The following is a 25,220-nucleotide window of genomic DNA, read 5'->3' as shown; positions in this document are numbered from 1 at the left end:
GCGGCGCGACCTCAGAATCCGTCGGTGGATGACGGTTCGTTTCGAAGGAGAAACCATGAGGTTGAAGTTCCCGGCAGTCGCGCTCGGCGTGGCCGCCGCCCTGACACTGACGGCCTGCTCCGGTGGGTCGGGCGGGGGGACCGAGCAGAGCGCGTCCACCGGCGGGACCGGTGCCGCGCTGACCATCGCCAAGCCGGACGGCGCCATCACCACCGAGTCGAACAACCCGTTCCTCGGGGACAGCTCGGCCAGCATGTACGGCTACCGCTACGCCATGTTCGAGACGATGGCGCTGGTCAACACCGCGGACTCGAGCGTGGTCACCCCGCGCCTGGCCTCGAGCCTGGAGTGGAACGCGGACTACACCGAGCTCACGGTCACCGCCCGCGAGGGAGTGACGTGGCACGACGGCGAGCCGTTCACGATCGACGACATCGTCGGCACGTTCGACATGTACCTCGACGGGCGCCTCACCGACACCGCTGCGCTGGACTACCTGGGGGCGGACGTCGACGGGGACTCGGCGACGCTGAAGTTCGGCAACTCCAAGTTCGTCAAGCGGGGCACGGTGCTGCACGTCCCGATCGTCCCGAAGCACATCTGGGACACCCTCGACGACCCGTCGACCGCCGCGCTCACCGGCGAGGGCGAGGCCATCGGGACCGGCCCGTACGTCCTGTCGAGCTGGTCGACGGAGTCGGTGACGCTCACCGCGAACCCGGACTACTGGGACGGGGACCTGGCGGTCCCCGAGCTGCACTACGTCTCCTACGGCGACAACTCCGCGCTGGCCACGGCCCTGGCGACCGGCGAGGCGGACTGGGCCCAGGCGTTCCTGCCGCAGGTCCAGGAGACCTTCCTCGACAAGGACCCGGCCAACCGGTACCTGGTGACCCCGACCGCCGGCGCGGGGACGTTGTTCCTCAACCTCACCCGCAAGCCGTTCGACGACCCCGCGCTGCGCGAGGCGCTCGCCTGGGCCATCGACCGCGAGGCCTACGTGGAGATCGCCCGCGAGGGCGCTTCGGCCGTCGTGGACTCGGTGACCGGCCTCGGCCCGTCGCTGGAGCAGGACGTCGTCGACGAGTTCGCGGGGCAGACCTACGAGGTCGACCTCGACAAGGCGACGTCCATCCTCGAGGACGCCGGCTACACGGGCGTCGGCGACGCGCTCGTGGACCCGGACGGCGAGCCGGTCACGTTCTCGGTCTCGGTCCCGGCCGGCTGGACCGACTGGAACACCGAGCAGGCACTGCTGTCGGAGCAGATGAAGGAGCTCGGCATCGAGGTCACGATCGAGCAGCCCGACTGGGGCGGCTGGGACGAGGCCCGGAAGACCGGGAACTTCGACGCGATCATCCACTGGCTCGATGGCGAGGGCGCCTGGGGCGTCTACGACTCCATCATGGGCACCCGCTGGATCACGACCGACGCCGAGACCGGCGAGGAGAACGCCGACTTCAACTTCGGGCGCTACAGCAACCCCGAGGTCGACGCCGCGCTCAACACCTACGCCAGCACTGACAACGACGCCGACCGTGCTGCCGCGATGACGACGCTGCAGCAGGCGTTCGTCCGGGACGTCCCGGCGATCCCGCTGGGCTCCCACCCGCTGCTGGGCCTGTTCAACGAGCGCAGCTACACCGGCTGGCCGACCGAGGAGGACATGTACGCCTCCGCCGACCCGACCCAGGCCGAGGTCGCCCTCGTCCTGAGCACCCTCGAGCCCGTCGAGTGATCCCGTGCCAGGGGCGGCGCACGCCGCCGCCCCTGGCACCCTCACGCAAGGAGACCTCACAGATGAGCGACCCACTCCTCTCGGTCCGGGACTTCTCGGTCCGGTACGAGACGGCCGCACCCGTGGACGCGGTCCGGGACGTGTCCCTCACCGTCCACCGGGGCGAGGTGCTCGGGCTCGCCGGCGAGTCCGGGTGCGGCAAGACCACGCTTGCCTACGGCGTCCAGCGCCTGCTCAAGCCTCCGGCCGTCATCCCCGGCGGGTCGGTCACCTGGCACGACGCCGACGGCAGCGACGTCGACCTCCTCGCCCTGGGCGCCGACGCGATGCGGGCGTTCCGGTGGGACAAGATCTCCATGGTGTTCCAGGGCGCGATGAGCGCCCTGAACCCGGTGGCGACGGTGGGTGCCCAGCTCGCCGACGTCTTCGAGGTGCACCGCCCCGCCATGTCGCGGGCCGAGCGCACCGCCGCGGTCGTCGAGCTGCTCGAGATCGTCAAGGTGGGCGCGGCGCGCATCAAGAGCTACCCCCACGAGCTGTCCGGCGGGATGCGCCAGCGCATCATGATCGCCATGGCGCTCGCCCTGCGCCCGCAGCTCGTGGTCATGGACGAGCCCACGACGGCGCTGGACGTGCTGGTGCAGCGGGAGATCCTGCGGGAGATCACCGGCCTGCGCGAGGCGTTCGGGTTCTCGGTCGTGTTCATCACCCACGACCTGCCGCTGCTGCTCGAGATCTCCGACCGCATCGCGATCATGCGTGCCGGGCAGATCGTCGAGCTCGACACCGCGCCGAACATCTGGTTCCGGCCGCGCCACGAGTACACCAGGACGCTGTTGTCGTCCTTCCCGCGCCTGACGGCCGAGCGGGAGGCGGCCCGATGACCTCGATCGACGTCCGCGGCGTCTCCAAGACCTACCGCGTCCGAGGAGCGGGGTCGATCGACGCGCTCCGGGACGTGTCGTTCACGCTCTCGAGCGGGCAGACGATCGGCATGGTCGGTCAGTCCGGCTCCGGCAAGTCGACCGTCGCCAAGATCCTCACGCAGATGGAGCGGCCGACCAGCGGGCAGGTGCTCCTCGACGGCGAGCCGATCCCGACCCGGGGCGCCGCGCTGCGCGCCTACCGCCAGCAGCTGCGCATGGTGTTCCAGGACCCGTTCGCGTCGCTGAACCCGTACCACTCGATCCGGCACCACGTCGCGCGCCCGCTCGCGCTCTCCGGGGTCGTGCCGCCCGAAGAGGTCGACGCCGAGGTGCACCGCCTACTGGCCAAGGTCCAGCTCGACGCCGGGGCCATCATCGACCGCCGGCCCCACGAGCTGTCAGGTGGTCAGCGGCAACGGGTCGCCATCGCCCGGGCCCTGGCCCCGCGCCCGGCCCTGCTCGTCGCGGACGAGCCGGTCTCGATGCTCGACGTGTCCCTGCGGATGGGCGTGCTCGGCCTGCTCTCCGACATCCAGGCCCAGGACGGCCTCGGGGTGCTCTACATCACCCACGACCTCGCCACGGCCCGGTACTTCTCGGACGAGATCATCGTGCTCAACCAGGGCCGGGTCGTCGAGCACGGCTCGGCCGACGACGTCATCCTGCGCCCGCAGCACCCGTACACCCGCGAGCTCCGCGAGGCGTCCCCCGACCCGGAGCGGTTCTTCGCCGACAGCGCCGGAGGTGCCCGATGACCACGCTCAGCAGCCCCAGCCCCAGCCCCACCGAGGCCGACGTGGTCGCTGACGGGACGACCGCGACCCGGGCCACCAGGACCCGGGCGAAGGCCCCCTGGCGGTTCATCGGGCGCCGCGTCGCGTTCTACCTCTTCACGCTGTGGGCCGCCATCACGATCAACTTCTTCGTGCCCCGCATGATGAAGGGCGACGCGGTCGACAACTACCTTGCCCGCAACCGCGGGATCTCGCCGGAGGCGGCCGACGCGCTGCGCGCACTGCTCGGCCTGGACTCCGACCGGACGCTCTGGCAGCAGTACGGGGACTACCTGGCGATGCTGGCCCGCGGCGACCTCGGGATCGCCATCACCCACGGCCTGCAGCCGGTCGGCCAGGTCATCGCGAACGCGCTGCCGTGGACGGTGGGCTTGATCGGGCTGGCGACCGTGTGCTCCTTCCTGATCGGCACCGTCGGGGGCGCGCTCGTCGGCTGGCGGCGCGGGTCGCGCCTGGACGCCCTCATCCCGGTGACGACCTTCCTGTCCACCGTCCCGTACTTCTGGATCGGGCTGATGGCGATCTCGGTCTTCTCCGTCACGCTCGGCTGGTTCCCCATCGGCAAGGCCTACGGGATCGGCACCACCCCCGGCCTCACGCCGGAGTTCCTCGGGGAGGTGATCAAGCACGGGACGCTGCCGCTGGCCACGATCGTCGTCGCCTCTCTGGGCGGGTGGATGCTCGGGATGCGCAACATGATGCTCACGGTCCTCGACGAGGACTACGTCACCGTGGCCCAGGCCAAGGGCATGCCGAACCGGCGCGTCCTGTGGCGCTACGCCGCGCGCAACGCCGTCCTGCCGCAGATCCAGTCGTTCGCCCTGTCGATCGGGTTCATCGTCGGCGGCGCGATCATCGTCGAGCAGGTCTTCTCGTACCCCGGCGTCGGCAAGATGCTGCTGGACGCCACGAACGCCAAGGACTACGCGCTCATGCAGGGCGGCTTCCTCGTGATCGTGCTGGCCGTCCTGGTCGCCAACATCCTGGCGGACGTCGCCTACGCCGTCCTCGATCCCCGCACCCGGCAGTCGGAAGGCTGACCCATGTCGATCACCCAGACGACCCCCCGCGGGCGCGGCGCCCGGCTCGGCGCGGGCTTCGCGATGTTCCGCAACGGCAAGTCGATCGCCGGCCTGTCGATCCTCGCGGTGTTCGTGCTCGTTGCCGTCTTCGCCGACCAGCTCGCCCCGTACTCCCCGACGCAGATCGACGCGACCGCCCGGCTCCAGCCGCCCAGCGCCGCGCACTGGTTCGGCACGACCCACCTCGGCGAGGACGTCCTCAGCCAGGTCATCCACGGCACCCGCGGCGTGGTCGTCGTCGGCGCGCTCACCTCGCTGATCTCGATGGCGATCGCCGTCGTCGTCGGCGTCCTGGCGGGCTACCTGCCGGGGTGGCGGTCCGAGGCCCTGTCGGCTCTGGCGAACGTCTTCCTCGTCATCCCCGGCATCCCGATCCTCATCATCATCGCGTCGCGGTTCACCAACCCGCCGCTGTGGGTGGTCGCCGCGATCCTCGGGATCCTGGGGTGGGGATGGGGCGCGCGGGTGCTGCGCGCCCAGACCATGTCGCTGCGCAACCGCGACTTCGTCCAGGCGGCGAAGCTCAACGGAGAACCGCTGCGCCGCATCATCGGAGTCGAGATGCTGCCGAACCTCACCGCCCTGATCGCGTCGTCGTTCGTCGGCTCGGTCACCGCGGCGATCCTCGGCCTGACCACCCTGTCGTACATCGGGGTCATCCCGGTCAACGCGTACAACTGGGGCACGATCCTGAACTGGGCGTCGGCGCAGGGCGCGTTCACCCAGAACCAGTGGTGGTGGTTCCTGCCGCCCGGGCTGTGCATCGCGGCGATCGGTGTCGCCCTCGCGCTGCTCAACTTCGGCATCGACGAGTACATCAACCCGCGTCTACGCTCCGCGGGCGAGCTCGCCCGCGCCATGCGCGACAAGGGCATGGACATGACCGACGGCGTCACAGCCGTCACCTCGGACACCAAGTAGGGAACGACCACCTGATGAATGCCACGTACCTCGACGCCAGTGCGCCCATCGGCGCTCGGGTGGACGACCTCCTCGCCCGCATGACCGTCGAGGAGAAGGTCGGCCAGATGATGCAGCTCGACGCCCGGGAGGGGGTCGAGGACCACATCCTGCGCATGCACGTGGGTTCGATCCTGCACACGTCACCGGAGCGGCTGGCCGAGGCGCACGACCTCACCGGACAGACCCGCTTGCGGATCCCGCTGCTCGTCGGCGAGGACTGCATCCACGGGCACTCGTTCTTCGTCGGGGCGACGATCTTCCCGACGCAGCTCGGCATGGCCGCGTCCTGGGATGCCGGGCTGGTCGAGCAGGTCGCTCGGGCGACTGCCGTCGAGGTCGCCGCGACCGGCGTGCACTGGACCTTCTCGCCGGTGCTCTGCATCGCGCGCGACCTGCGCTGGGGCCGGGTGGACGAGACCTTCGGCGAGGACCCGTTCCTGATCGGTGAGCTGGCCTCCGCCATGGTCCGCGGCTACCAGGGCACCGGGCTCGACGACCCGACCGCGATCCTGGCCACCGCCAAGCACTTCGCCGGGTACTCCGAGACGCAGGGCGGGCGGGACGCCTCCGAGGCCGACATCTCCCGCCGCAAGCTGCGCTCGTGGTTCCTCCCGCCGTTCGAGCGGGTGGCGCGCGAGGGCTGCGCGACGTTCATGCTCGGCTACCAGACCACCGACGGCGTGCCGATCACGGTGAACGACTGGCTGCTGAACGACGTGCTGCGGGGCGAGTGGGGCTACAGCGGCACGCTGATCACCGACTGGGACAACGTCGGGCGGATGGTCTGGGAGCAGAAGGTGCAGCCCGACTACGCGCACGCCGCGGCGGCCGCGGTGAAGGCCGGCAACGACATGGTGATGACCACCCCCGGGTTCTTCCAGGGAGCGCTGGACGCCATCCGTTCCGAGCTGCTGGCCGAGTCCGACCTGGACGCCGCGGTGGCCCGGATCCTCACCCTGAAGTTCCGGCTCGGGCTGTTCGAGAACCCGCGCCGGCCCGACCCCGCCGCCCAGGTCGCGGTGGTCGGCTCCGTCGCGCACGCCGAGCTCAACCTGGCCGTGGCCCGCCGCTCGCTGGTGCTGCTGACCAACGACGGGGTGCTCCCGCTGGCCGGAGGGCTGGAGCCCGCCCCCGGGACCGGCCCCGCGGGTGCGCTGCGGGCCGCGCCCGGCACCGCCGCGAGGACGATCGCCGTGGTCGGACCGCTGGCCGACGACGCGCAGACCCAGCTCGGCGACTGGGCCGGAAGCTCCGGCCAGGCCGACTGGCTCCCGGACGGCCAGCCGGTGGAGATGATCACCACGGTGCTGGACGGCCTGCGGGCGACGGTGCCGCAGGAGTGGGCCATCACGCACGCCCGCGGGGCGGACATCCTCACCCTCGCGCCGGACCCGGCGGGCGCGACGTTCGTCGACGGGCAGCCGCGCCCGCCGCTCGTCGTCCCGTGCGAGCCGGACGAGGCCCTGATCGCCGAGGCCGTCGCTGCCGCGCGGGACGCCGACTACGTGGTCGCCGTCGTCGGGGACCGGATCGAGCTCGTCGGTGAAGGCCGGTCGACCGCCACGCTCGAGCTCATCGGCGGGCAGATCGCCCTGCTCGACGCGCTCGCGGCCACCGGCACGCCGCTGGTCGTGGTGCTGCTCGCCTCCAAGCCCTTGGTGCTGCCGGACTCGGCGCTGGACGCCGCCGCGCTGCTCTGGGTCGCGAACCCGGGCATGCAGGGCGGCCAGGCCGTCGCCGAGGTGCTGCTCGGGCTCGCCGAGCCGTCCGGCCGCCTGCCCGTGTCGTTCGCGCGGCACGTCGGGCAGCAGCCGACCTACTACAACCAGGTCCGCGGCCAGCACGGCGACCGGTACGCCGACCTCACCCAGCGGCCGGCGTTCGCGTTCGGCGAGGGGCTGTCGTACACGACGGTCGCGTACTCGGGCCTGCGGCTCGCGGCGGCCGACCTCGGGGCCGGTGACGTCGTCCGGGGCTCGGTCACGCTCGCGAACACCGGGGACCGGCCGGTGCGGGAGACCGTGCAGGCGTACGTCTCGGACCGGGTGACGTCGGTGTCCTGGGCCGACAAGGAGCTCAAGGCGTTCCGGCAGGTCGACCTGGCCCCCGGCGAGACGGCCACGGTGACGATCGAGGTCCCGGTCGCGGACTGCACGATCGTCGACGCCGCCGGCACCCGGGTGGTCGAGCCGGGCGAGTTCGAGCTCCTGGTGGGCCCGTCGTCCCGCGACGAGACCCTCCTCCGGGCGGAGTTCACGGTCCGCCCCTGACCCGCGCCCCCGGACCCCGCCCCCACGCCGCACGCCGCAGCGCGCCGAGAGAGGACCGTCCCGCCGAGACAGGGCGTCGGACGGTCCTCTCTCGGCCGGGCGGACCTGTCTCGGCGGGGTGGGGTGCGAGGGGTGGGGTGCGCGCGGTGGGTGGTGCGAGCGCGCGCGGGAGGGGCTCAGGCGCGCAGGGCCCGGTCCAGGTCGCGCCAGAGGTCCTCGACGTCCTCGATGCCGACCGAGAGGCGCAGCAGGTCCTCGGGGACCGTCACGGACTCGGTGGCGAACCGGCGGCGGCGCTCGATGCTGGACTCCACGCCGCCGAGGCTGGTCGCCGGCACCCACAGGCGCAGCCGCTCCACGACCGCGTCGGCACCCGCGGCGCCGCCGGCCGGGCGCAGGCCGATGATCGAGCCGTACCCGCTCATCTGCGCGGTCGCGCGCGCGTGCCCGGGGTCGCCCGGCAGTCCCGGGTGCCGGACCTCCACGACGCCGGGGTGCGCGGCCAGCCGCTGCGCGAGGTCCAGGGCGGTGCGCTGCGAGCGCTCGACCCGCAGGGCCAGCGTCCGGACGCCGCGCAGCGCCAGGTACACCTCGAACGGGCCGGCGATCGCCCCGTGCACCGTGCGGTAGGTGTGCAGCCGCTCGCGCAGGCGCGCGTCGTCGGCGAGCACGGCGCCGAGGACGACGTCGCTGTGCCCGGCGAGGTACTTGGTCACCGAGTGCACGACGACGTCCGCGCCGTGCTCCAGCGGCCGCTGCACCAGCGGGGTGGCGAAGGTGTTGTCGACGGCGACCAGCGCGCCCGCGGCGTGCCCTGCCGCGACGAGGGCCGGCAGGTCTGCGACCTCGAGCATCGGGTTGGTCGGCGACTCCACCCAGAGCAGCGACGTGGCGCGGCCGGTGGGGGAGGCGGCCGGGTCCAGCGCCGCGGTCACGGCGGCGGTGTCCGCGACGTCGACCTGCTGCACCTCGACGTCCGAGCGCTCCGCGAGGTCGCGGGCGTAGCCGAGCGTCACCTGGTACGCGTGCTGCGGCAGGACCAGCCGGCCGCCGTGCGGCACCAGGGACAGCGCCGCGGCGATCGCCGCCATGCCGGAGCCGTACACCAGCGCCGGGTGCGCCGAGCCCTCCAGGGCGCCGAGCGTCTGCTCGAACGGACCCCAGGTCTCGGTGTCGCCGCGGGCGTACATCATCTCGCCGGGCTGCGGCACGCCCTGGGAGACGTACGTCGACGACAGCACGACGGGCGGGTTCACGGGGGCGCCCTGCGCGCGGGCGGGCCGTCCGGAGGTGACGGCGAGGGTCTCGCGGGCGAGGTCCTGGTGCTCGGGGTGGCTCACGCCGGGCAGGGTACGCGCCGTCCGCGGCGGGCGCCGCGGGCGTCCCACCCTGCGGCTGGGCGTTGCCGCGCGGGTCGCCCCGTCCAGCCGGCCCGGGGCGACTAGGCTCACCGACGATGTCCAGCAGCCAGCCCCAGCCCGCCCGTCCGCGCGTCCTCGTCCTGTTCGGGGGGCGGTCCAGCGAGCACGCGATCTCGTGCGCCACCGCCGGCGCCGTGCTCCGGGCGGTCGACCGCGAGCGGTACGACGTGCTGCCCATCGGGATCACCCCGCAGGGCCGGTGGGTCCGCGTGGCCGACGACCCCGACCGCTGGGCGATCGTGGACGGCCGGCTGCCCGAGGTCGAGGCCGCCGACGAGCAGGTGCTGCTCCCGCAGGAGGCCGGCTCCCGCGAGCTCCAGGTCATCGAGCCCGGCACGCCCGCCACGGCGCTCGGGGAGGTCGACGTGGTGCTGCCGCTGCTGCACGGGCCGTTCGGGGAGGACGGCACGCTGCAGGGGATGCTCGAGCTGGCGGACGTCCGGTACGTCGGGGCCGGGGTGCTCGCGTCGGCCGTCGGCATGGACAAGCACTTCATGAAGGTGGTCCTCGCGGGGGCCGGGCTGCCGGTCGGGCCGTTCGTCACGCTGCGCGGCGACGACCTGGCGACCGACCGCGACGGGGTGCGCGCGCGCATCGAGGCGCTCGGCCTGCCGCTGTTCGTCAAGCCCGCCCGCGCCGGGTCCAGCATCGGCATCTCCCGGGTCACCGACCTGGCGGACCTGCCCGCCGCCGTCGCCGCGGCCCAGGTGCACGACCCGAAGGTCGTGGTCGAGGCCGGGATCGTCGGGCGCGAGATCGAGTGCGCCGTGCTCGGCGGGCGCGGCGGGGGGCGGCCCCGCGCGTCCCTGCCCGGGGAGATCGTCGTCACCGACGACACCCACGGCTTCTACGACTTCGAGGCCAAGTACCTCGACGAGGCCGCCGTCGAGCTCAGCTGCCCCGCCGACCTGCCGGACGACGTCGTCGCCCGGGTGCAGGACGCGGCGGTCCGGACGTTCGAGGCCGTCGACGGCGAGGGGCTCGCGCGGGTGGACGTGTTCGTCACGCCCGACGGCGAGGTCGTCGTCAACGAGATCAACACCATGCCCGGGTTCACGCCGTTCTCGATGTACCCGCGCATGTGGCAGCAGAGCGGGCTGTCCTACCCCGACCTGCTGGACGAGCTGCTGCGGCTGGCGCTCGAGCGGCCGACCGGGCTGCGCTGAGCGCCCGGCGGCGGGTCAGAGGCAGGAGCGGGTCGCCTCGACCTGCGCCACCGCCACGCTGAGGCCGTCCAGGAACGACGTCGAGCGCTCGGCGACGACCGCGGCCGGGACGTGCACCTCGACCGCGGGGTCCCGGCCGTAGGTCACGAAGGTCCAGTCGGACGAGCCGGGGTCCTGGGCCGGGTCCGACGGGGCGTTCGGGGTCGCCTCGCCGTCCGCGGGCTCCGCGTCGGCCTGCACCAGCCAGTCGATGCTCGGGCCGCTCGCGGTCTCCACGGTCACGCACTGCTCGGTCGTCGGGCCGGGGACCTCCACGCCGCAGCGCAGCGTCACCGGCCCGGCCGGGTCGCCCCACGCGGCGGTGGCCTGGCTGGTCGTGCGGACGGCGTCCAGGCCGTCGCCGAGCGAGTCCGGCAGGGTCAGCACCACGCGTGCGCAGTCCGGGTCGGTCGCGTGCGGGGCGACCGCGACCCCGACGGACGGCGCGCACGCGGCGAGCGCCGGCGCCAGCACGGCGGCCCCGGCGAGCGCGACGGCGGCGGGGCGGGCGGTGCGGCGGTTCACCGGGCCACGGTAACCCTCCCGAGGGGGGCGGGGGTGCGGGCGGGATAGCGTGACCGGCGTGATCGACCGACCCCTCGCCGTCGCGGACCTGTCCGAGGACGAGCTGCTCGCCCGGATCTTCCCGCACCTGCCCGCCGGCGGCCGGACGCTGCTGGGCCCGGGTGACGACGCCGCCGTCCTGGCCGCGCCGGACGGGCGGTACGTGGTGTCCACCGACGTGCTCGTGGAGGACCGGCACTTCCGGCGGGCCTGGTCCACCGGCGAGGACGTCGGGTGGCGGGCCGCGATGCAGAACCTCGCGGACGTCGCGGCCATGGGGGCGCGACCGACGGCGCTCGTCGTGTCGCTGGTCGTGCCCGGGGACCTGCCGGTGGCGTGGGTCGAGGGGCTGGCGCGCGGGCTGGCGGCGGCGTGCGGGCCGGTCGGGGCGGGCGTCGTCGGCGGGGACCTGTCCGGGGGGTCCGCGGTGGTCGTCGCGGTGACCGTGCACGGGGACCTCGAGGGGCGTGAGCCGGTGCTGCGGTCCGGCGCGCGGCCGGGGGACGTGCTGGCGCTGGCGGGGACGGTCGGGCGGTCGGCCGCGGGGCTCGCGCTGCTGGACGCCGGGCTGCCCGACGCCGACCCCGAGGCCGTGCGCGTGCACCGCCGGCCGGAGCCGCCGCTCGCCGCCGGCCCGGACGCCGCGCGCGCGGGGGCCACGGCGATGATGGACGTGTCCGACGGGCTGCTCCGGGACGCCGCGCGGCTGGCCCGCGCCAGCGGCGTGGTGCTGGACCTCGGCGAGCCGGGGGAGGCGCTCGCGGACGACCTCGCGGCGCTGGCGGGTGCGGCGGCCGCGGTCGGGGGCGACGCCGTCGCGTGGGCGCTCGGCGGCGGCGAGGACCACGGGCTGCTCGCGGCGTTCCCGCCCGGCGCGGTCCCCGAGGGCTTCCGCCCGGTGGGCACGGTCCTGGCCCCGGGCCCGGGCGCGGCGCCCGGCACGGTGCTCGTCGCGGGCGCCCGGCCGGCGGTCCCGGCGGGCTGGGAGCACTTCCACCGCTGACGGCGGGCGGTCCCGCGACCGCGGGGTCGAGGGCTTCGTGCGAGGTCGAGGGTGTCCGCGGCCGCTGCGCGAGACCCTCGACCTCGCACGCGGCGCGGAGCGCGGGCGGCGCCCGGGCCGGGTCAGCGGCGGCGGTAGCGGATCTGGAGCAGGTCCGCGCCGCCCACCTCCTCGGTGCGCTCGGTGCCGTCGGGCTGGAAGCCGTGCCGGCGGTAGAAGTGCCGGGCGCGCTCGTTCTCCGCGAACACCCACAGCGTCACGGGGATGCGGGGCGGGACGTCGGCGAGGGCGGTGCGCAGCAGCTCGCGGGCCGCGCCGGAGCCCCACATGTCGGGCTCGAGGTAGATCGCGTACACCTGCAGGGCGTGCCGCTCGGCGTCCTCGTCGAGGGACGGACCCAGGGAGATGAAGCCGACGACGTCGTCGCCCGCGGTCGCGACCCAGGCGCGGATCCGGCTGCCGGACGCGAGGTCCCGCTGCCACACCTGGGTGCGGCGCTCGACGTCGAGCGAGGAGAGGTAGGACGCGGGCACCAGGTCGGCGTACGCCTGCTGCCAGGTCTGGACGTGCACCCGGGCGATCCCGGCGGCGTCCTGGGGTTCGGCAGGTCGGACCACGTGCTCGCGCCGCTGCTCGCTCATGCCGACAGGGTGCCACACGGCCCCGCGCGGCCACAGGCCCCCGGGGCAGCGCGAAGGCCCGTGCGGACGGGTCCGCACGGGCCTTCGACGAGCAGCGTCTCTCAGACGGCGCGCTGCACCTTGCCGGCCTTGAGGCACGAGGTGCAGACGTTCATCCGCTTCGGGGTGCCCGCCACGACGACGCGCACGCGCTGGATGTTCGGGTTCCAGCGGCGCTTGGTCCGCACGTGCGAGTGCGAGATGCTGTGCCCGAAGCTCGGGCCCTTGGCGCAGACGTCGCAGTTGGCAGCCACGGTCTTCTCCTGATCCGGTCATTGCACGCCGCTCGGGAGGGTGCCCGGGCGGCAAGTCCTGGTGGGTCGGGGCGCCCGCACCGACGGTCCGGGGACCGGTCCGGGGGGCACACCTGTGCCCGGCAGAGGCCAGGCAACCGGACAAGACTAGCCCACGAGCGGCGTGCGCCTCAAAACGACGTCCGTCACACCGTCCGGGACCCGGCCTGTGGACGAGCGCGGCGGTGTCGGTTCCGTGGGGCAGAGTAAGGGGGTGCGGGCCGCGGCGGCCCGCTCCGGACGAGAGGACTGCGCGCGGACGTGGCTGCTGGACGACTCGGGGACGGCGCCGTGCTGCGCGACTGGCTGGGACGCGCCCTGCCGGCGCTCGAGGCGGCCCGCGAGCGGATCGACGCGGTGAACGTGTTCCCCGTCCCGGACGGGGACACCGGCACGAACGTGCTGCTCACGGTGCGCGGCGCTGCCGACGAGCTCGCGGGGCTGGACGCCGCCGCCGACGGGGACGCGGTGCTGCGGGCGCTGGCCCGGGGGGCGCTGCTCGCGGCGCGAGGGAACTCGGGCGTCATCCTCAGCCGCTACCTCGGCGGGCTCGCGGGTGCGGCCCCGGGCCCGGCCGCAGGCGCGGCGGCGGGTGCGGCGCCGGGCACGCTGCCCGAGGCGCTCACGGCCGCCGCGGGCGCTGCGCGCTCGGCGGTGCCGGAGCCCGAGGACGGCACGGTGCTCACGGTCGCCGTCGCGGTGGCCTCGGCCGCCCGGGACGCCGCCGAGGCCGGGGCGGACGAGGCCGCGGCCCTGGCCGCCGGGGTGGCCGCGGGGCGCGCGGACCTGGCGCGGATCAGCGCGGCGCACCCCGTGCTGCGGTCGGCGCACGTGGTCGACGCCGGCGGGTGCGCGCTGCTGGTGCTGCTCGACGCGCTGGCCGGGGCGCTCGCCGGCCGCGACGAGCCGGTGGACGTGGGGTGGCTGGCGGAGCACGCCGCTCCCGGCGCCGCCGACGCCGCAGCCGCCGACGCCGCACCCGCCGGCCAGCCGGCCCGGGCGGCGTACGAGGTCGTCGCCGTGCTGCGCCCGGCGGACGCGGCGGCCGTCGCGGACGCGCTGACCCGCGCGCTCGGCGCGGTGGGGGACGCGGTCGCGGTGGTGCCGGGCGACGGGGTCGTCACGGCGCACGTGCACGCGGCGGTGCCCGGCGACGTCGCGGCGGCGCTCACCGCGTCCGGTGCCGCGTGGACGGCGACGGTGCGCGCGCTGCTCGCCGGCGCTCGCGACGTGGTGGCGTGCACGGGTTCCGCCGCGGCCGCGGCCGCGTTCGCGGACCTGGGCGCGGTCGCCGTGCTGCTCCCCGGCGGGCTGCCGGCGGGCGCGGCGCGCGACGCGGTGCGCCGGGCCGCGCAGGACGCGGGGACGGGGCCGGCGGGGGCGCCGCGGCCGGTCACGGTGCTGCCGGGCGGCCGGCTCGCACCGGGGGACCTCGACCCGGCCTGGACGGTGCCGGACGGCGCGGTCGACGACGGCACGGTCCTCGCGGCGCTCGCCGCCGTGCCCGCCGTGCCGTCCGCCGGTGCGGAGGCCCGCCCGTGACCGCCCCGCACGACGCCGTGGTGCGCCCGCTGCCGTACACGGAGCAGGACCTCGGGCGGGTCGTGCCCGGGGCGGCCAAGAAGCTGGCGAAGCTCGGCGTGCACACCGTGGGGGACCTGCTGCGCTACTACCCCCGGCGGCACGGCCGCTGGGGCGAGATGTCGTCGATCGGGCGGCTGCAGATCGGCGAGTACGTGACCGTCGACGCCGAGGTCGAGCAGTCGACCATGCGCACGATGCGGTCGCGCGGCGGGGTGATCCTCGAGGTCGTCGTGCGCAACGGGCGCGACCGCCTGCACCTGACGTGGTTCGCGAAGCACGCCGGCGCCCTGCGACGGTTCGAGCAGGAGCTCCGGCCCGGTGCGGCGGGCCTGTTCTCGGGGACGGTGAAGGCGTACCGGGGGCAGCTCCAGCTGCTGCACCCGGACTTCGAGCTGTACGAGGTCGGCGAGATCGCCGACGAGATCACCCGGGTCCTGGAGGCCCAGCGGCCGCGGTCGGTGTACGCGCTGTCGGCCGGCCTGAAGAACGCCGCCGTCGTCGGGGCGGTCGACGTCGTCCTGTCGTCGGCCACGCAGGAGGACCTGCCGGACCCGCTGCCCCCGGAGGTCCGCGACGGCATGCCCGGGCTGCGGGACGCCCTGGTCGGCGTGCACCAGCCGCACGACCAGGTCGAGCTGGACCGGGCGCTGGACCGGCTGCGGTTCGAGGAGGCGTTCGTCCTGCAGGCCGAGCTGGCGCGCCGCACGGCGCGGTTCGCGGCCCAGCCGGCGGTGGCCCGGCCGCCGCGCGCGGGCGGGCTGCTCGACGCGTTCGACGCCCGGCTGCCGTTCGAGCTCACCGCGGGGCAGCGCGAGGTCGGCGCCGTGATCGCCCGGGAGATCGCCGCGGACAGCCCGATGCAGCGCCTGCTGCAGGGCGAGGTCGGCTCCGGCAAGACCGTCGTCGCGGCGCGGGCCATGCTGCAGGTCGTCGACGCCGGCGGCCAGGCGGCCCTGCTCGCCCCGACCGAGGTGCTCGCCGCGCAGCACGCCCGGACGCTGCGCGCCCTGCTGGGCGACCTCGCCGAAGCGGGGATGCTCGGCGGCGCGGAGGACGCGACCCGCGTGGCCCTGCTCACGGGCTCGCAGGGCTCGGCCGCGCGGCGCCGGACGCTCGCGGAGATCGCGGGCGGCGCGGCGGGGATCGTCGTCGGGACGCACGCGCTGCTGTCCGAGCACGTGCAGTTCGCCGACCTCGGACTGGTGGTCGTGGACGAGCAGCACCGGTTCGGGGTCGAGCAGCGGGACGTGCTGCGGGCGAAGGCCGGGGGTGTGCCGCACCTGCTGGTGATGACGGCGACGCCCATCCCGCGGACCGTGGCCATGACGGTGTTCGGCGACCTCGAGACGTCCACGCTGCGCGAGGTGCCGGCGGGCCGGGCCGCCGTGGTCACGCACGTCGTGCCGGCCAGCCGGCCGGACTGGCTCGCCCGCACCTGGCAGCGGGTGCGCGAGGAGGTCGACTCGGGCGGCCGCGCGTACGTGGTGTGCGCCCGGATCGACGCGGACGCGAAGAAGGCGGACGTCGACGGGGCGGACCTCGTGACGGACGCGCCGCCGGACGGCGACGAGGACGACCGCCCCGCGCCCCGCCCGCTGCACGCGGTCACCGAGGTCGCCGAGCAGCTCCGCGGGACGCCGGCCCTGCGGGGCGTCGCGGTCGGCGAGCTGCACGGCCGGATGTCGCCGGAGGAGAAGGACCGCGTGCTGGCCGACTTCGCGTCGGGCGCGGTGCCCGTGCTGGTGTCCACGACCGTCATCGAGGTCGGCGTCGACGTCCCCGACGCCACCGCGATGGTGGTCCTCGACGCGGACCGGTTCGGCATCTCGCAGCTGCACCAGCTCCGGGGCCGGATCGGCCGCGGGTCGCGCCCGGGCGTGTGCCTGCTGGTCGCGGACACGTTCGAGGGCACCCCCGCGGCGACCCGCCTCGGCACGCTCGCGTCGACGCGCGACGGGTTCGAGCTCGCGAACGTCGACCTCGAGCTCCGGCGCGAGGGCGACGTGCTGGGCGCGGCGCAGTCGGGGCGCGGGTCCTCGCTCAAGCTGCTCCAGGTGACGCAGCACGCCGAGGTGATCGAGCGCGCCCGCGTCGCCGCCCGGGCGCTGGTGGCCGAGGACCCGGAGCTGACGGCGCACCCGGTGCTCGACGCCGCGATCCAGCAGATGCTGGCGGGGGAGCGCGAGGAGTACCTCGACCGGAGCTGAGCCCGCGGGCCCGCGGCCGGGCCCACGGTCCCGCCGGGCCGCCCCCCGGCGGTGCGTAGGCTGCACCCCGTGTCGAAGCAGCCCGTGATCCGTGCCGTCGACCTGCTCGTCGGCTACGGCGGGGAGCCCGTGTGCGCCCCGGTGTCCTTCACCCTCCCGCCCGGCCGCGCGCTCGCGCTGGTCGGGGCGAACGGGTCCGGCAAGTCCACCGTGCTGCGCGCGGTCCTGGGCCTGCTGGAGCCGGTCGGCGGCCGCGTGGAGGTGCTGGGCCGCGCCGTCGACGAGCGGGAGGTCGGGTTCCGCACCCGGGTGTCGTCCGTGCTGGACGACGACGCCTACTTCCCGGCGCTCACCGTCGCGGAGCACCTGTACCTGACGGCCCGCGGGCACGGGGTGCAGGGCGCGGACGCGGTCGTGGACGACCTGCTCGAGGAGTTCGGCCTCACCGAGCACGCCGCGGCGCTGCCGGTCGCGCTGTCCTCGGGCCAGCGGCGCCGGCTGCTGCTGGCGGCGGGCCTGGTGCGACCGCGGTCGCTGCTGGTGCTCGACGAGCCGGAGCAGCGGCTGGACGTCGCGATGCGCGACCACCTGGCCGAGCGCCTCGTCGCCGAGAAGCGCGCGGGCGGCTCGGTGCTGCTCGCCACCCACGACCCCGAGCTGCTGCGCACCGTCGCGGACCGGGCCGTCCTCGTGGCCGACGACGCCTCCCGGCTGCTGAGCGTGGCGGACGCCGTCGAGGCGCTGCGCCCGGGCGTGCTGTGACCAGCGGCGCGATCGACGAGTTCGCCGCCGCCGCGGGCGACGCCGCCGACGTGGCCGCCACCGGGGCGCCCGCCGGCACCTGGGACGACGCCCCCGCCCCCGCCGTCGCGCCGAGCGACGGCGTCACCCCGGTCCCGGCCGCGCGCTCGATCCGCAGGTACACCGCCCAGGTGGCGCGCCGCCGCTCGGGCGCGGGCATCGGCGAGGTGCTGGGCGACGTGTACTACGCCGTCGTCACCACGGCGATCGGCCTCGGCGTCGCGCTCGGTGTGGCGGGCCAGCTCCGCACCGCCCTGCCGCACGTCCCGGACCAGGCGCTGTCCACCGGCATCAGCCTGCCCACGGTGGTCGCGGTGGCCGCCGTCGTGGTGGCGGGTGCCGTGCTGTCCTTGGGTGCCCGGCTCGGGCCGGTCGGCGCGGGCGGCGCGGAGGCGACCTGGTGGCTCGGCTCCCCGGTGGACCGCCGGGGCCTGCTGCGGCCGACCGCGCGCCGGCTGCCGATCGCCGCCGGCGTCATCGGGGGCGTGGTCGTCGCGCTGCTCGACGGCGGTCTGCTCGCGGACCACGGCGTCGGGCACGTGCTGAGCATCGGGGCGACGGCGGGCCTGTCCTGCGCGGCGCTCGTGCTGCTCGCGGGCCTGGCGCAGTCCCGCGGGGTGCCGCGCCGGACCACCGCCGTCGTCGGCGACCTGGTGATCGCCGCCGCGCCGGTGCTCGCGCTGGCCGCGGCCCTCGCGGGCTGGCGGGTCGCGGCGCTGCCGGACGTCCCCGTCGCCGTCCTCGCGGTCCTGGCGCTCGCGGTCGGCGGGCTGGCCTGGTGGCTGGACACCCGGCTCGGCCGGATCCGCGGCCGGCACCTGCGGGAGAGCGGCTCGGTCGCCACCCAGGCCGCCGGCGCCGTGGTCTCGCTGGACTCCCGCGAGCTCGGCCGGGCGCTGTCCGACTCCGCCGCCCGGCCCCGCCGGCGCCGGGTGCGCCGGATGCGGCTGGTGCGCGGGCCGCTGTCCGCGGTCGTCGTGGCGGACCTGACGGTGCTGCTGCGCTCGCCGCGGCACCTCGTGCAGCTCGTGGTCTCGGCGCTGGTGCCCGTGGTCGTGGTCATCACCCCGCAGCTCGCCGGCGCGCTCGGCGTGGTCGTGGCGGTGCTGGTCAGCGGCTACGTCGGCATGCTGGCGACGGCCGAGGGGGCGCGGCGCGCGGAGATGGCGCCGATCGTCGACCGGCTGCTGCCGCTGTCGGCCGCCCGGGTGCGGCGGGTCCGCCTCGTGGTCCCCGGCGTCGCGATGCTGCTGTGGTCGGCCGTCGCGTTCGCCGCGGTCGGCCGCTGGGAGGGCGACGTGGCCGGCTGGCTGCTGCTCGGCGTGGCGTCGGCCCCGGTGTGGGCGGGCGCGGCCCTGCGCGGCGCGTACCGGCCGGCGCCGAACTGGCAGGGCCCGCTCGTGGCGACCCCGATGGGCGCGCTGCCCGGCGGCGTCGCGGGCGTGCTGTCCCGCGGCCCCGACGTCGCGGTGCTCGGCATGATGCCGGTCGTCATCTGCGTGGCGCTGGGCACCGTGGTGCCGGCGCTCGTGCTGATCCAGGTGGTCGCGTCCGCGATCGCCCTGGCGTTCGGGTCCAGCACCAGCACGAAGACGATGATGGACCGCATGGCCGAGGCGACGGAGGCGGACAAGGACCGGAAGCGGTGACGCGGATCGTCGCCGGCGCCGTGGGCGGCCGGACGCTCGCGGTGCCGCCGAAGGGCACCCGCCCGACGAGCGAGCGGGTCCGCGAGGCGCTGTTCTCCCGCCTGGAGCACCTGGACGCGGTCGAGGGCGCCCGGGTGCTGGACGGCTACGCCGGCTCCGGCGCGCTCGGCCTCGAGGCCGCCAGCCGGGGCGCGGCGCACGTCGTGCTGGTCGAGTGGGGCAAGGCCGCCGCCGACGTCTGCCGGAGGAACGTCGCGGCCCTGGGGCTGCGGGACCGGGTCGACGTCGTGCGCGAGCGCGTCGAGGCGTACGTCGCCCGGCCGGCGGCCCGGCCGTGGGACCTGGTGCTGCTGGACCCGCCCTACGACGTGCCGGACGCGACCCTGGCGGAGATCCTCGCCGCGCTCGTCCCGGCGCTCACCGTGGAGTCCGTCGTCGTGGTCGAGCGCTCGGCCCGCAGCGCCGCCCCGCCGTGGCCCGCGGGCATGCACGGCTTCGACACCCGCGCGTACGGCGAGACGGCCGTCCACCTCGGCGCGCGGAGCCCGGACCCGGACGCCGGGGCGGACCCGCTGTAGATTCGAGCGCGTGGTTCTCGCCGTCTGCCCCGGCTCGTTCGACCCGTTCACGCTCGGCCACCTCGACGTGGTGCGCCGCGCGCGGCGGCTCGCGGACGAGGTCGTCGTCCTGGTCGCGCACAACGCCGCCAAGCGCCCGCTGCTCGACGTGGCCACCCGCGTCGCGCTCATCGAGGACGCCGTCGCCGACGTGCCCGGCGTCCGGGTCGCCGCCTCCGACGGGCTGCTGGCCGACGAGCTGCGGGCGCTGGGCGCCTCGGTCGTGGTCAAGGGGCTGCGCGGCGGGGCCGACTTCGACGCCGAGCTGCCGATGGCCGTGATGAACCGGCACCTGTCCGGCGTGGAGACCGCGTTCGTGGTCGGCGACCCCGCCCTGTCGCACGTGGCGTCCTCGCTCGTGAAGGACGTCGCGCGGCACGGCGGCCGGATCGACGACCTGGTGACGCCCGCCGTCGCCGCCGCCGTGCGCGCCGCCCTGGCGGTCCCGAGCCCGTCCGCCCGCCCCGAGGGGAGCCCCGCATGACCGAGCCGACCGCCGCCGCCGACGGCCACCGCCCGGAGAGCCTCAGCGCCGTCCTGGACGCCCTGGAGCACGCCGTGGGCACGGCCCGGGCGATGCCGATGTCCGCGTCGGTCCTCGTGAGCCGCGCCGAGCTGCTGGACCTCGTGACGCAGGCCCGCGAGGCGCTGCCGACCCAGATCGGCCGCGCCGACGAGGTTCTGGCCGCCGCCGACGCCGAGCGGGCCGCCGCGCGGGCCGACGCCGAGCGCATCGAGGCCGCCGCGCGCCGCCGGGCCGCCGAGCTCGTGGAGCAGGAGGCCGTGGTCGCCCAGGCCGCCGACCGGGCCGCGGAGATCGTCCGCGAGGCCGAGGAGACCGCCCGGGGCCTGCGGCGGGACGCCGACGACTACTGCGACCGCCGGCTCGCGGACTTCGAGATCGACCTGGGCAAGGTGCTGAGCCAGGTGCAGGCCGGGCGGGCGAAGCTGGCGGACCGGCTCGACGAGGCGTGACGGACGCCGCAGCGCCAGGAGCAGCCGCCCGATTGGGCGCAGCGGGCCCCGTACCGTAGGATCGACCGTTGGTCCTGCCGGTCGTCGCAGGTACCGAGACCCCCTCATGACAGGAACGTGGACCGTGGAGCGCGCGACTCACCTCGATCCCCGCTCGCCGTTCGTGCTCGACACCCACGAGCTCGGCCGACGTCCGGGATCGATGCGTCGGGTGCAGCGCACGGTCCCCGCTCCCGAGGACCTCGGTACCGAGGTGATCGGCGTCCCCGCAGGTGACGACGTCGAGCTGGACCTCCGGCTCGAGGCCGTCATGGAGGGGGTCCTGGTCTCCGGCTCCGTGCGGGCCCGGGTGGTCGGGGAGTGCGTCCGGTGCCTGGACGAGGTCGTCGACGACGTCGACGTCAGCGTCCAGGAGCTGTACGTGTACCCCGGTCGCGCCGAGGTCGCGGAGGAGAACGGCGACGACGAGGAGGACGTGCACGAGCTGGACGGCGACCTGGTCGACGTCGAGCCCGCGCTGCGGGACGCGCTCGTGACTGCGCTACCCTTCCAGCCGTTGTGCCGGGACGACTGCCCGGGCCTGTGCTCCCTGTGCGGAGCGCGCCTGGCGGACGACCCACAGCATTCGCATGACACCATTGACCCTCGGTGGGCGGCCCTCGGCGGCCTGCAGAGCACGCTTGACGAGAAGAGAGAGAGCTAGCCGTGGCTGTTCCGAAGCGCAAGATGTCGCGCAGCAACACCCGTGCGCGTCGGTCGCAGTGGAAGACCACTGCCACGACGCTCAGCACCTGCCCGCAGTGCAAGTCGGACATGCGCCCGCACCAGGCGTGCCCGACGTGCGGCGCCTACGCCGGTCGTCGCTACGCCGAGGCGATGCGGACCGAGCACGCCGGCTGAGCCGACGCGTCGCACCACCCGCCCCGCCGGTGACGCACCGCGCGGGCGGGTGACCGCACCATGAGCACAGCAGCAGCACAGCTCGCCCAGCAGCTCGGGGTCCACCTGGATCCCGAGCTGCTGGTGCTGGCACTCACGCACCGGTCGTTCGCCCACGAGGCGGGCGGCATCCCGACGAACGAGCGCCTGGAGTTCCTCGGGGACACCGTGCTCGGCCTCGTCGTCACCGAGGAGCTGTACCGCCGGCACCCGGCGCAGTCCGAGGGCGAGCTCGCGAAGATGCGCGCCGCGACCGTCTCCCAGCGCGCGCTGGCGGAGGTCGCCCGCACCCTGGACCTCGGGTCCTACGTGCTGCTCGGCAAGGGCGAGCTCGCCACCGGCGGCCGCGACAAGGACTCGATCCTGTCCGACACGCTGGAGGCGCTGTTCGGCGCCGTCTACCTGTCGCACGGCCTGGAGACCTCCCGGACGCTCGTCATGAACCTGGTCGGCCCCACGCTGACCGCGGCGGCCGACCTCGGTGCGGGCCTGGACTGGAAGACCTCCCTGCAGGAGCTCACCGCGACGCTCGGCCTGGGCGCCCCGACGTACCAGGTGACGAGCGACGGCCCGGACCACGCCCGCACCTTCACCGCGGAGGCCCTGGTCGCCGGCGCGGTGCGCGGCACCGGGACCGGCACCGCCAAGAAGCTCGCCGAGCAGCGCGCCGCGGCCCTGGCGTACGCCGCCCTCGAGGGCGACGGCGCGGCCGAGGCGCCCGCCGCGCGCTGACGGTCCGGCCCGGTGCCCGAGCTCCCCGAGGTCGAGACCGTCCGCGACGGCCTGGAGCGGCACGTCGTGGGCCGCACCGTGCGGTCCGTCGAGGTGCGCCGGCCGTACAGCGTGCGCCGGCACGTCGCGGGTCCGGCCGACCTCGCGGGCCGGCTCGCCGGCCGCACGCTGACCGCGGCCGTCCGGCGGGGCAAGTTCCTCTGGCTGCCCCTGGACCACCCCGGTGCGCCCGGCGCGACGCCCGACGACGCGCTGCTCGCGCACCTGGGCATGAGCGGCCAGCTGCTGGTCCGGGGCTCGGCCGCCGACGTCGCCGCCGGGGACGGGCACCCGCACCTGCGCGTCCGGCTCGTGCTGGACGACGGCGGGGCGCTGGACTTCGTGGACCAGCGGACCTTCGGGCACCTGTCCGTGGTGGACCTGGAGCCGACCGCGGACGGGAGGCCGGGCGGCGCGGGGGCCGCGCTGCCGCTGGTGCCGGCGCCGGTCGGGCACATCGCCCGGGACCTGCTCGACCCCGCGCTGGACGTCGAGGCGGTGGCCCGGGCGGTGCGGCGGCGGCGGACGCAGGTGAAGCGCGCGCTGCTCGACCAGGGCGTCGTCTCCGGGGTGGGCAACATCTACGCGGACGAGGGGCTGTGGCGGGCGCGCGTGCACCCGGCGACCCCGACGTCCGGGCTCGACCAGGCGACGGCGCTGCGGGTGCTCGACGGGGCGGCCTCCGTCATGCGGGACGCCCTCGCGCAGGGCGGGACGAGCTTCGACGCGCTGTACGTCAACGTGAACGGCGCGTCGGGCTACTTCGACCGGTCGCTCGCCGTCTACGGCCAGGCCGGGGAGCCGTGCCCGCGCTGCGGGACGCCCGTCGTCCGCGAGCCGTTCATGAACCGCTCGTCGCACCACTGCCCGGTCTGCCAGCCCGCGCCGCGGGAGTGACCCGGCCGCCGAGACGGCAGGATCCGCGGGTCCTGGGGATCCGCGCGCAGTCGGATCCTGCAGTCTCGGCGGGGGGCGGGCGCAGGGCGGGCGGAGCGGGGTCAGCGGGTGACGAGGTTGCGCAGCGGCTCGTCGCGGGTGAACGCGGCGATGTTGTCCGTCAGGAGCGTGTCCGCGCCGACCGGCCGGCCGCCCGCGGCGTGCGGGGTGATGAGGATCCGCGGCTCCGCCCAGAGCGGCGACCCCGACGGCAGCGGCTCGGTCTCGAACACGTCCAGGGCCGCGCCGGCGATGCGCTCCTCCCGGACCGCCGCGAGCAGGGCGGCCTCGTCGAGCGTCGCACCGCGGCCGACGTTCACCACCCACGCGTGCCGCGGCAGCCGCGCGAACACCGAGGCGCCGAGCACGCGCCGCGTCGCGGGGGTGGCGGGCAGGATGCCCACGAGGACGTCGGTCCCGGGAAGCGCGTCGGGGACCTCGGCGGGCGTGATGACGGGGTAGCCGGCGCGGGTGCCCGGCCGGGAGGCCACGCCGACGACCTGGGCGCCCAGCACGGTGAGCAGCGGGGCGAGGCGGGTGGCGATCGACCCGAAGCCCCAGATCAGCACGCGCGCGCCCGACAGCGAGCGGAACTCGCCGCCCTCGTGCGGCAGCCGCTGCCGCCCGCCGAGCTCGGCCGCCCACCGGTGCTCGTCCTGCGCCCGGACCAGCTCGGGGATCCGCCGCGCGGCGGCGAGCAGCAGGGCCAGGGTGTGCTCCGCGACCGGTCCGTCGTGCAGGCCGCGGCCCGAGGTGACGCGCACGTGCGGGGCGAACCCGGCGGCCAGCACCTGGTCCGGTCCGGCGGCCAGCGTCTGCACCCAGCGCAGCCGGCCCATGCGGCGGGCCGCGTCGGCGAGCTGCGACGTGGGGTTGCCCCAGACCACGAGGGCGTCGGCGTCCACGAGCGCCTCGGGCAGCGGCTGGTCGACGTCGTAGGTGCGGGCCTCGACGCCGTCGGGCAGGCCGGGGGAGAGCGCGATCGACGACGGCAGCAGCACGGTGGTCATGCCCGCAGGCTGCCGCACCGCGTCGTGCCGCGCCAGGCGACGCACCGTCCACGGTGCGGCGCTGCCCGGTCCCGCCGCCCGGGGTCGTTACGATGCCTTCGTGTCCGCCACGAACAGCGCAGTCCAGCCGGCCCGCACCGGACCGATCTCGGTGATGATCGTCGACGACCACGAGGTGGTCCGCCGCGGCATCGCCGAGGTGGTCGAGCGCGCCGACGGCATGAAGGTCGTCGCCGAGGCGGGGTCCGTGGCGGACGGCGTGCGCCGCGCCGGCCTCGTGCACCCCGACGTCCTCCTGGTCGACCTGCAGCTCCCCGACGGGACCGGCATCGACCTCATGACGCAGGTCAAGGTGACGCTGCCCGGCGCGCGGGCCATCGTGCTGACGTCGTTCGACGACGACGACGCGCTGGCCGCCGCGCTGGACGCTGGTGCCGCCGCGTACCTGCTGAAGAGCGTGCGGGGCGCGGAGATCACCGACGTGATCCGCGCGGTCGCCGCGGGCCGGACATTGCTGGACGAGCGGACCGTGACCCGCCGCCGCGCCGGCCACGAGGACCCGACCGAGAACCTCACGCCGTCCGAGCTCAAGGTGCTCGACCTCATCGGCGACGGCCTGTCGAACCGGGAGATCGCCGAGCGCCTGGGCGTCGCCGAGAAGACGGTGAAGAACCACATCACGTCCCTGCTCGCCAAGATGGGCCTGCAGCGCCGCACGCAGGTGGCCGCGTGGGTGGCCGCGCGCCGGCACAGCGGCTGGCGCGCCGAGACCGGCCACTCCTGACCGGCGCG

The 25,220-nt window shown here is 75.6% G+C and carries 25 protein-coding genes; 20 read left to right on the top strand and 5 right to left on the bottom strand.

Going from position 1 to position 25,220, the window contains the following annotated elements; translation table 11 throughout:
- Positions 1-55: 55 nt before the first annotated feature.
- From HNR08_RS01755 to HNR08_RS01730, 6 genes are all read left to right on the top strand, one after another.
- Positions 56-1,738 (top strand): ABC transporter substrate-binding protein, encoded by a 1,683-nt coding sequence (locus tag HNR08_RS01755; protein ID WP_146836130.1) that lies wholly within the window; start codon positions 56-58, stop codon positions 1,736-1,738.
- A gap of 62 nt (positions 1,739-1,800) precedes the next feature.
- Positions 1,801-2,622, top strand: a complete 822-nt coding sequence (locus tag HNR08_RS01750) for an ABC transporter ATP-binding protein (protein WP_146836133.1) — start codon at positions 1,801-1,803, stop codon at positions 2,620-2,622.
- Positions 2,619-3,419 carry an ABC transporter ATP-binding protein gene (locus tag HNR08_RS01745; protein WP_146836136.1) on the top strand — a complete coding sequence of 267 codons (801 nt, stop codon included), beginning with the start codon at positions 2,619-2,621 and terminating at the stop codon, positions 3,417-3,419. The genes HNR08_RS01750 and HNR08_RS01745 overlap by 4 nt, the downstream gene beginning before the upstream one ends.
- Positions 3,416-4,498: an ABC transporter permease gene (locus tag HNR08_RS01740; RefSeq protein WP_146836139.1), complete on the top strand. Its 1,083-nt coding sequence runs from the start codon at positions 3,416-3,418 to the stop codon at positions 4,496-4,498. The genes HNR08_RS01745 and HNR08_RS01740 overlap by 4 nt, the downstream gene beginning before the upstream one ends.
- 3 nt (positions 4,499-4,501) lie before the next feature.
- Positions 4,502-5,461, top strand: coding sequence for an ABC transporter permease (locus HNR08_RS01735; protein WP_146836142.1), 960 nt, complete (start codon positions 4,502-4,504; stop codon positions 5,459-5,461).
- A 14-nt stretch (positions 5,462-5,475) separates the two neighbouring features.
- Complete coding sequence (locus tag HNR08_RS01730) at positions 5,476-7,773, top strand: exo-beta-d-1,3/1,6-glucosidase (protein ID WP_146836145.1); 2,298 nt, start codon at positions 5,476-5,478, stop codon at positions 7,771-7,773.
- Between the two features lie 176 nt (positions 7,774-7,949).
- Here HNR08_RS01730 and HNR08_RS01725 read toward each other — a convergent pair whose 3' ends face one another.
- Positions 7,950-9,113, bottom strand: a complete 1,164-nt coding sequence (locus HNR08_RS01725) for a trans-sulfuration enzyme family protein (RefSeq protein ID WP_146836148.1) — start codon at positions 9,111-9,113, stop codon at positions 7,950-7,952.
- Positions 9,114-9,229: 116 nt separating this feature from the next.
- Here HNR08_RS01725 and HNR08_RS01720 point away from each other — a divergent pair, with 116 nt between their 5' ends.
- Complete coding sequence (locus HNR08_RS01720) at positions 9,230-10,360, top strand: D-alanine--D-alanine ligase family protein (RefSeq protein ID WP_146836151.1); 1,131 nt, start codon at positions 9,230-9,232, stop codon at positions 10,358-10,360.
- Positions 10,361-10,375: 15 nt separating this feature from the next.
- Here HNR08_RS01720 and HNR08_RS01715 read toward each other — a convergent pair whose 3' ends face one another.
- A complete protein-coding gene (locus HNR08_RS01715) occupies positions 10,376-10,924 on the bottom strand; it encodes a DUF3515 family protein (protein ID WP_146836154.1) in 549 nt (182 codons plus the stop codon).
- Positions 10,925-10,982: 58 nt separating this feature from the next.
- Between HNR08_RS01715 and HNR08_RS01710 the strand changes: the two genes are divergently transcribed.
- Complete coding sequence (locus HNR08_RS01710) at positions 10,983-11,966, top strand: thiamine-phosphate kinase (protein WP_183834747.1); 984 nt, start codon at positions 10,983-10,985, stop codon at positions 11,964-11,966.
- A gap of 122 nt (positions 11,967-12,088) precedes the next feature.
- On the opposite strand, the gene HNR08_RS01705 is transcribed toward HNR08_RS01710, so the two are convergent.
- Positions 12,089-12,607: a GNAT family N-acetyltransferase gene (locus tag HNR08_RS01705; protein WP_146839377.1), complete on the bottom strand. Its 519-nt coding sequence runs from the start codon at positions 12,605-12,607 to the stop codon at positions 12,089-12,091.
- Between the two features lie 101 nt (positions 12,608-12,708).
- Complete coding sequence (gene rpmB, locus HNR08_RS01700) at positions 12,709-12,900, bottom strand: 50S ribosomal protein L28 (protein WP_146839379.1); 192 nt, start codon at positions 12,898-12,900, stop codon at positions 12,709-12,711.
- A gap of 300 nt (positions 12,901-13,200) precedes the next feature.
- On the opposite strand from rpmB, the gene HNR08_RS01695 reads away from it, so the two are divergent.
- The 11 genes from HNR08_RS01695 to mutM all read left to right on the top strand — a co-directional run bounded on the left by HNR08_RS01695 (position 13,201) and on the right by mutM (position 23,379).
- Positions 13,201-14,481: a DAK2 domain-containing protein gene (locus HNR08_RS01695; RefSeq protein WP_146839381.1), complete on the top strand. Its 1,281-nt coding sequence runs from the start codon at positions 13,201-13,203 to the stop codon at positions 14,479-14,481.
- The gene (locus tag HNR08_RS01690) at positions 14,478-16,730 is read left to right on the top strand and encodes an ATP-dependent DNA helicase RecG (protein WP_371862388.1); all 2,253 of its coding nucleotides are present in this window, start codon (positions 14,478-14,480) and stop codon (positions 16,728-16,730) included. Before HNR08_RS01695 ends, HNR08_RS01690 begins: the two co-directional genes overlap by 4 nt.
- A gap of 69 nt (positions 16,731-16,799) precedes the next feature.
- Complete coding sequence (locus tag HNR08_RS01685; protein ID WP_146839383.1) at positions 16,800-17,492, top strand: ABC transporter ATP-binding protein; 693 nt, start codon at positions 16,800-16,802, stop codon at positions 17,490-17,492.
- Complete coding sequence (locus tag HNR08_RS21395; protein ID WP_246803120.1) at positions 17,489-19,180, top strand: DUF6297 family protein; 1,692 nt, start codon at positions 17,489-17,491, stop codon at positions 19,178-19,180. Before HNR08_RS01685 ends, HNR08_RS21395 begins: the two co-directional genes overlap by 4 nt.
- Positions 19,177-19,758: a 16S rRNA (guanine(966)-N(2))-methyltransferase RsmD gene (rsmD, locus tag HNR08_RS01675; protein ID WP_146839385.1), complete on the top strand. Its 582-nt coding sequence runs from the start codon at positions 19,177-19,179 to the stop codon at positions 19,756-19,758. The genes HNR08_RS21395 and rsmD overlap by 4 nt, the downstream gene beginning before the upstream one ends.
- A gap of 10 nt (positions 19,759-19,768) precedes the next feature.
- Complete coding sequence (gene coaD, locus HNR08_RS01670; RefSeq protein ID WP_146839387.1) at positions 19,769-20,281, top strand: pantetheine-phosphate adenylyltransferase; 513 nt, start codon at positions 19,769-19,771, stop codon at positions 20,279-20,281.
- Positions 20,278-20,772, top strand: a complete 495-nt coding sequence (locus tag HNR08_RS01665; protein ID WP_146839389.1) for a hypothetical protein — start codon at positions 20,278-20,280, stop codon at positions 20,770-20,772. Before coaD ends, HNR08_RS01665 begins: the two co-directional genes overlap by 4 nt.
- A gap of 124 nt (positions 20,773-20,896) precedes the next feature.
- A complete protein-coding gene (locus HNR08_RS01660; RefSeq protein WP_146839391.1) occupies positions 20,897-21,475 on the top strand; it encodes a YceD family protein in 579 nt (192 codons plus the stop codon).
- A 2-nt stretch (positions 21,476-21,477) separates the two neighbouring features.
- Entirely contained in the window at positions 21,478-21,672 is a 195-nt protein-coding gene (rpmF, locus tag HNR08_RS01655; RefSeq protein ID WP_146839392.1) for a 50S ribosomal protein L32, read from the top strand.
- Between the two features lie 60 nt (positions 21,673-21,732).
- Positions 21,733-22,443, top strand: a complete 711-nt coding sequence (rnc, locus tag HNR08_RS01650; protein ID WP_146839394.1) for a ribonuclease III — start codon at positions 21,733-21,735, stop codon at positions 22,441-22,443.
- Between the two features lie 12 nt (positions 22,444-22,455).
- Positions 22,456-23,379 carry a bifunctional DNA-formamidopyrimidine glycosylase/DNA-(apurinic or apyrimidinic site) lyase gene (mutM, locus tag HNR08_RS01645; RefSeq protein WP_146839396.1) on the top strand — a complete coding sequence of 308 codons (924 nt, stop codon included), beginning with the start codon at positions 22,456-22,458 and terminating at the stop codon, positions 23,377-23,379.
- A gap of 101 nt (positions 23,380-23,480) precedes the next feature.
- Here mutM and HNR08_RS01640 read toward each other — a convergent pair whose 3' ends face one another.
- Entirely contained in the window at positions 23,481-24,428 is a 948-nt protein-coding gene (locus HNR08_RS01640; RefSeq protein WP_146839398.1) for an NAD(P)-dependent oxidoreductase, read from the bottom strand.
- A 154-nt stretch (positions 24,429-24,582) separates the two neighbouring features.
- On the opposite strand from HNR08_RS01640, the gene HNR08_RS01635 reads away from it, so the two are divergent.
- Positions 24,583-25,212 carry a response regulator gene (locus tag HNR08_RS01635; RefSeq protein ID WP_146839422.1) on the top strand — a complete coding sequence of 210 codons (630 nt, stop codon included), beginning with the start codon at positions 24,583-24,585 and terminating at the stop codon, positions 25,210-25,212.
- The last annotated feature ends 8 nt before the right edge of the window (positions 25,213-25,220 follow it).

The organism is Cellulomonas hominis, assembly GCF_014201095.1.
Classification (GTDB): domain Bacteria; phylum Actinomycetota; class Actinomycetes; order Actinomycetales; family Cellulomonadaceae; genus Cellulomonas; species Cellulomonas hominis.
This window is presented reverse-complemented; position numbering and strand designations above follow the sequence as displayed.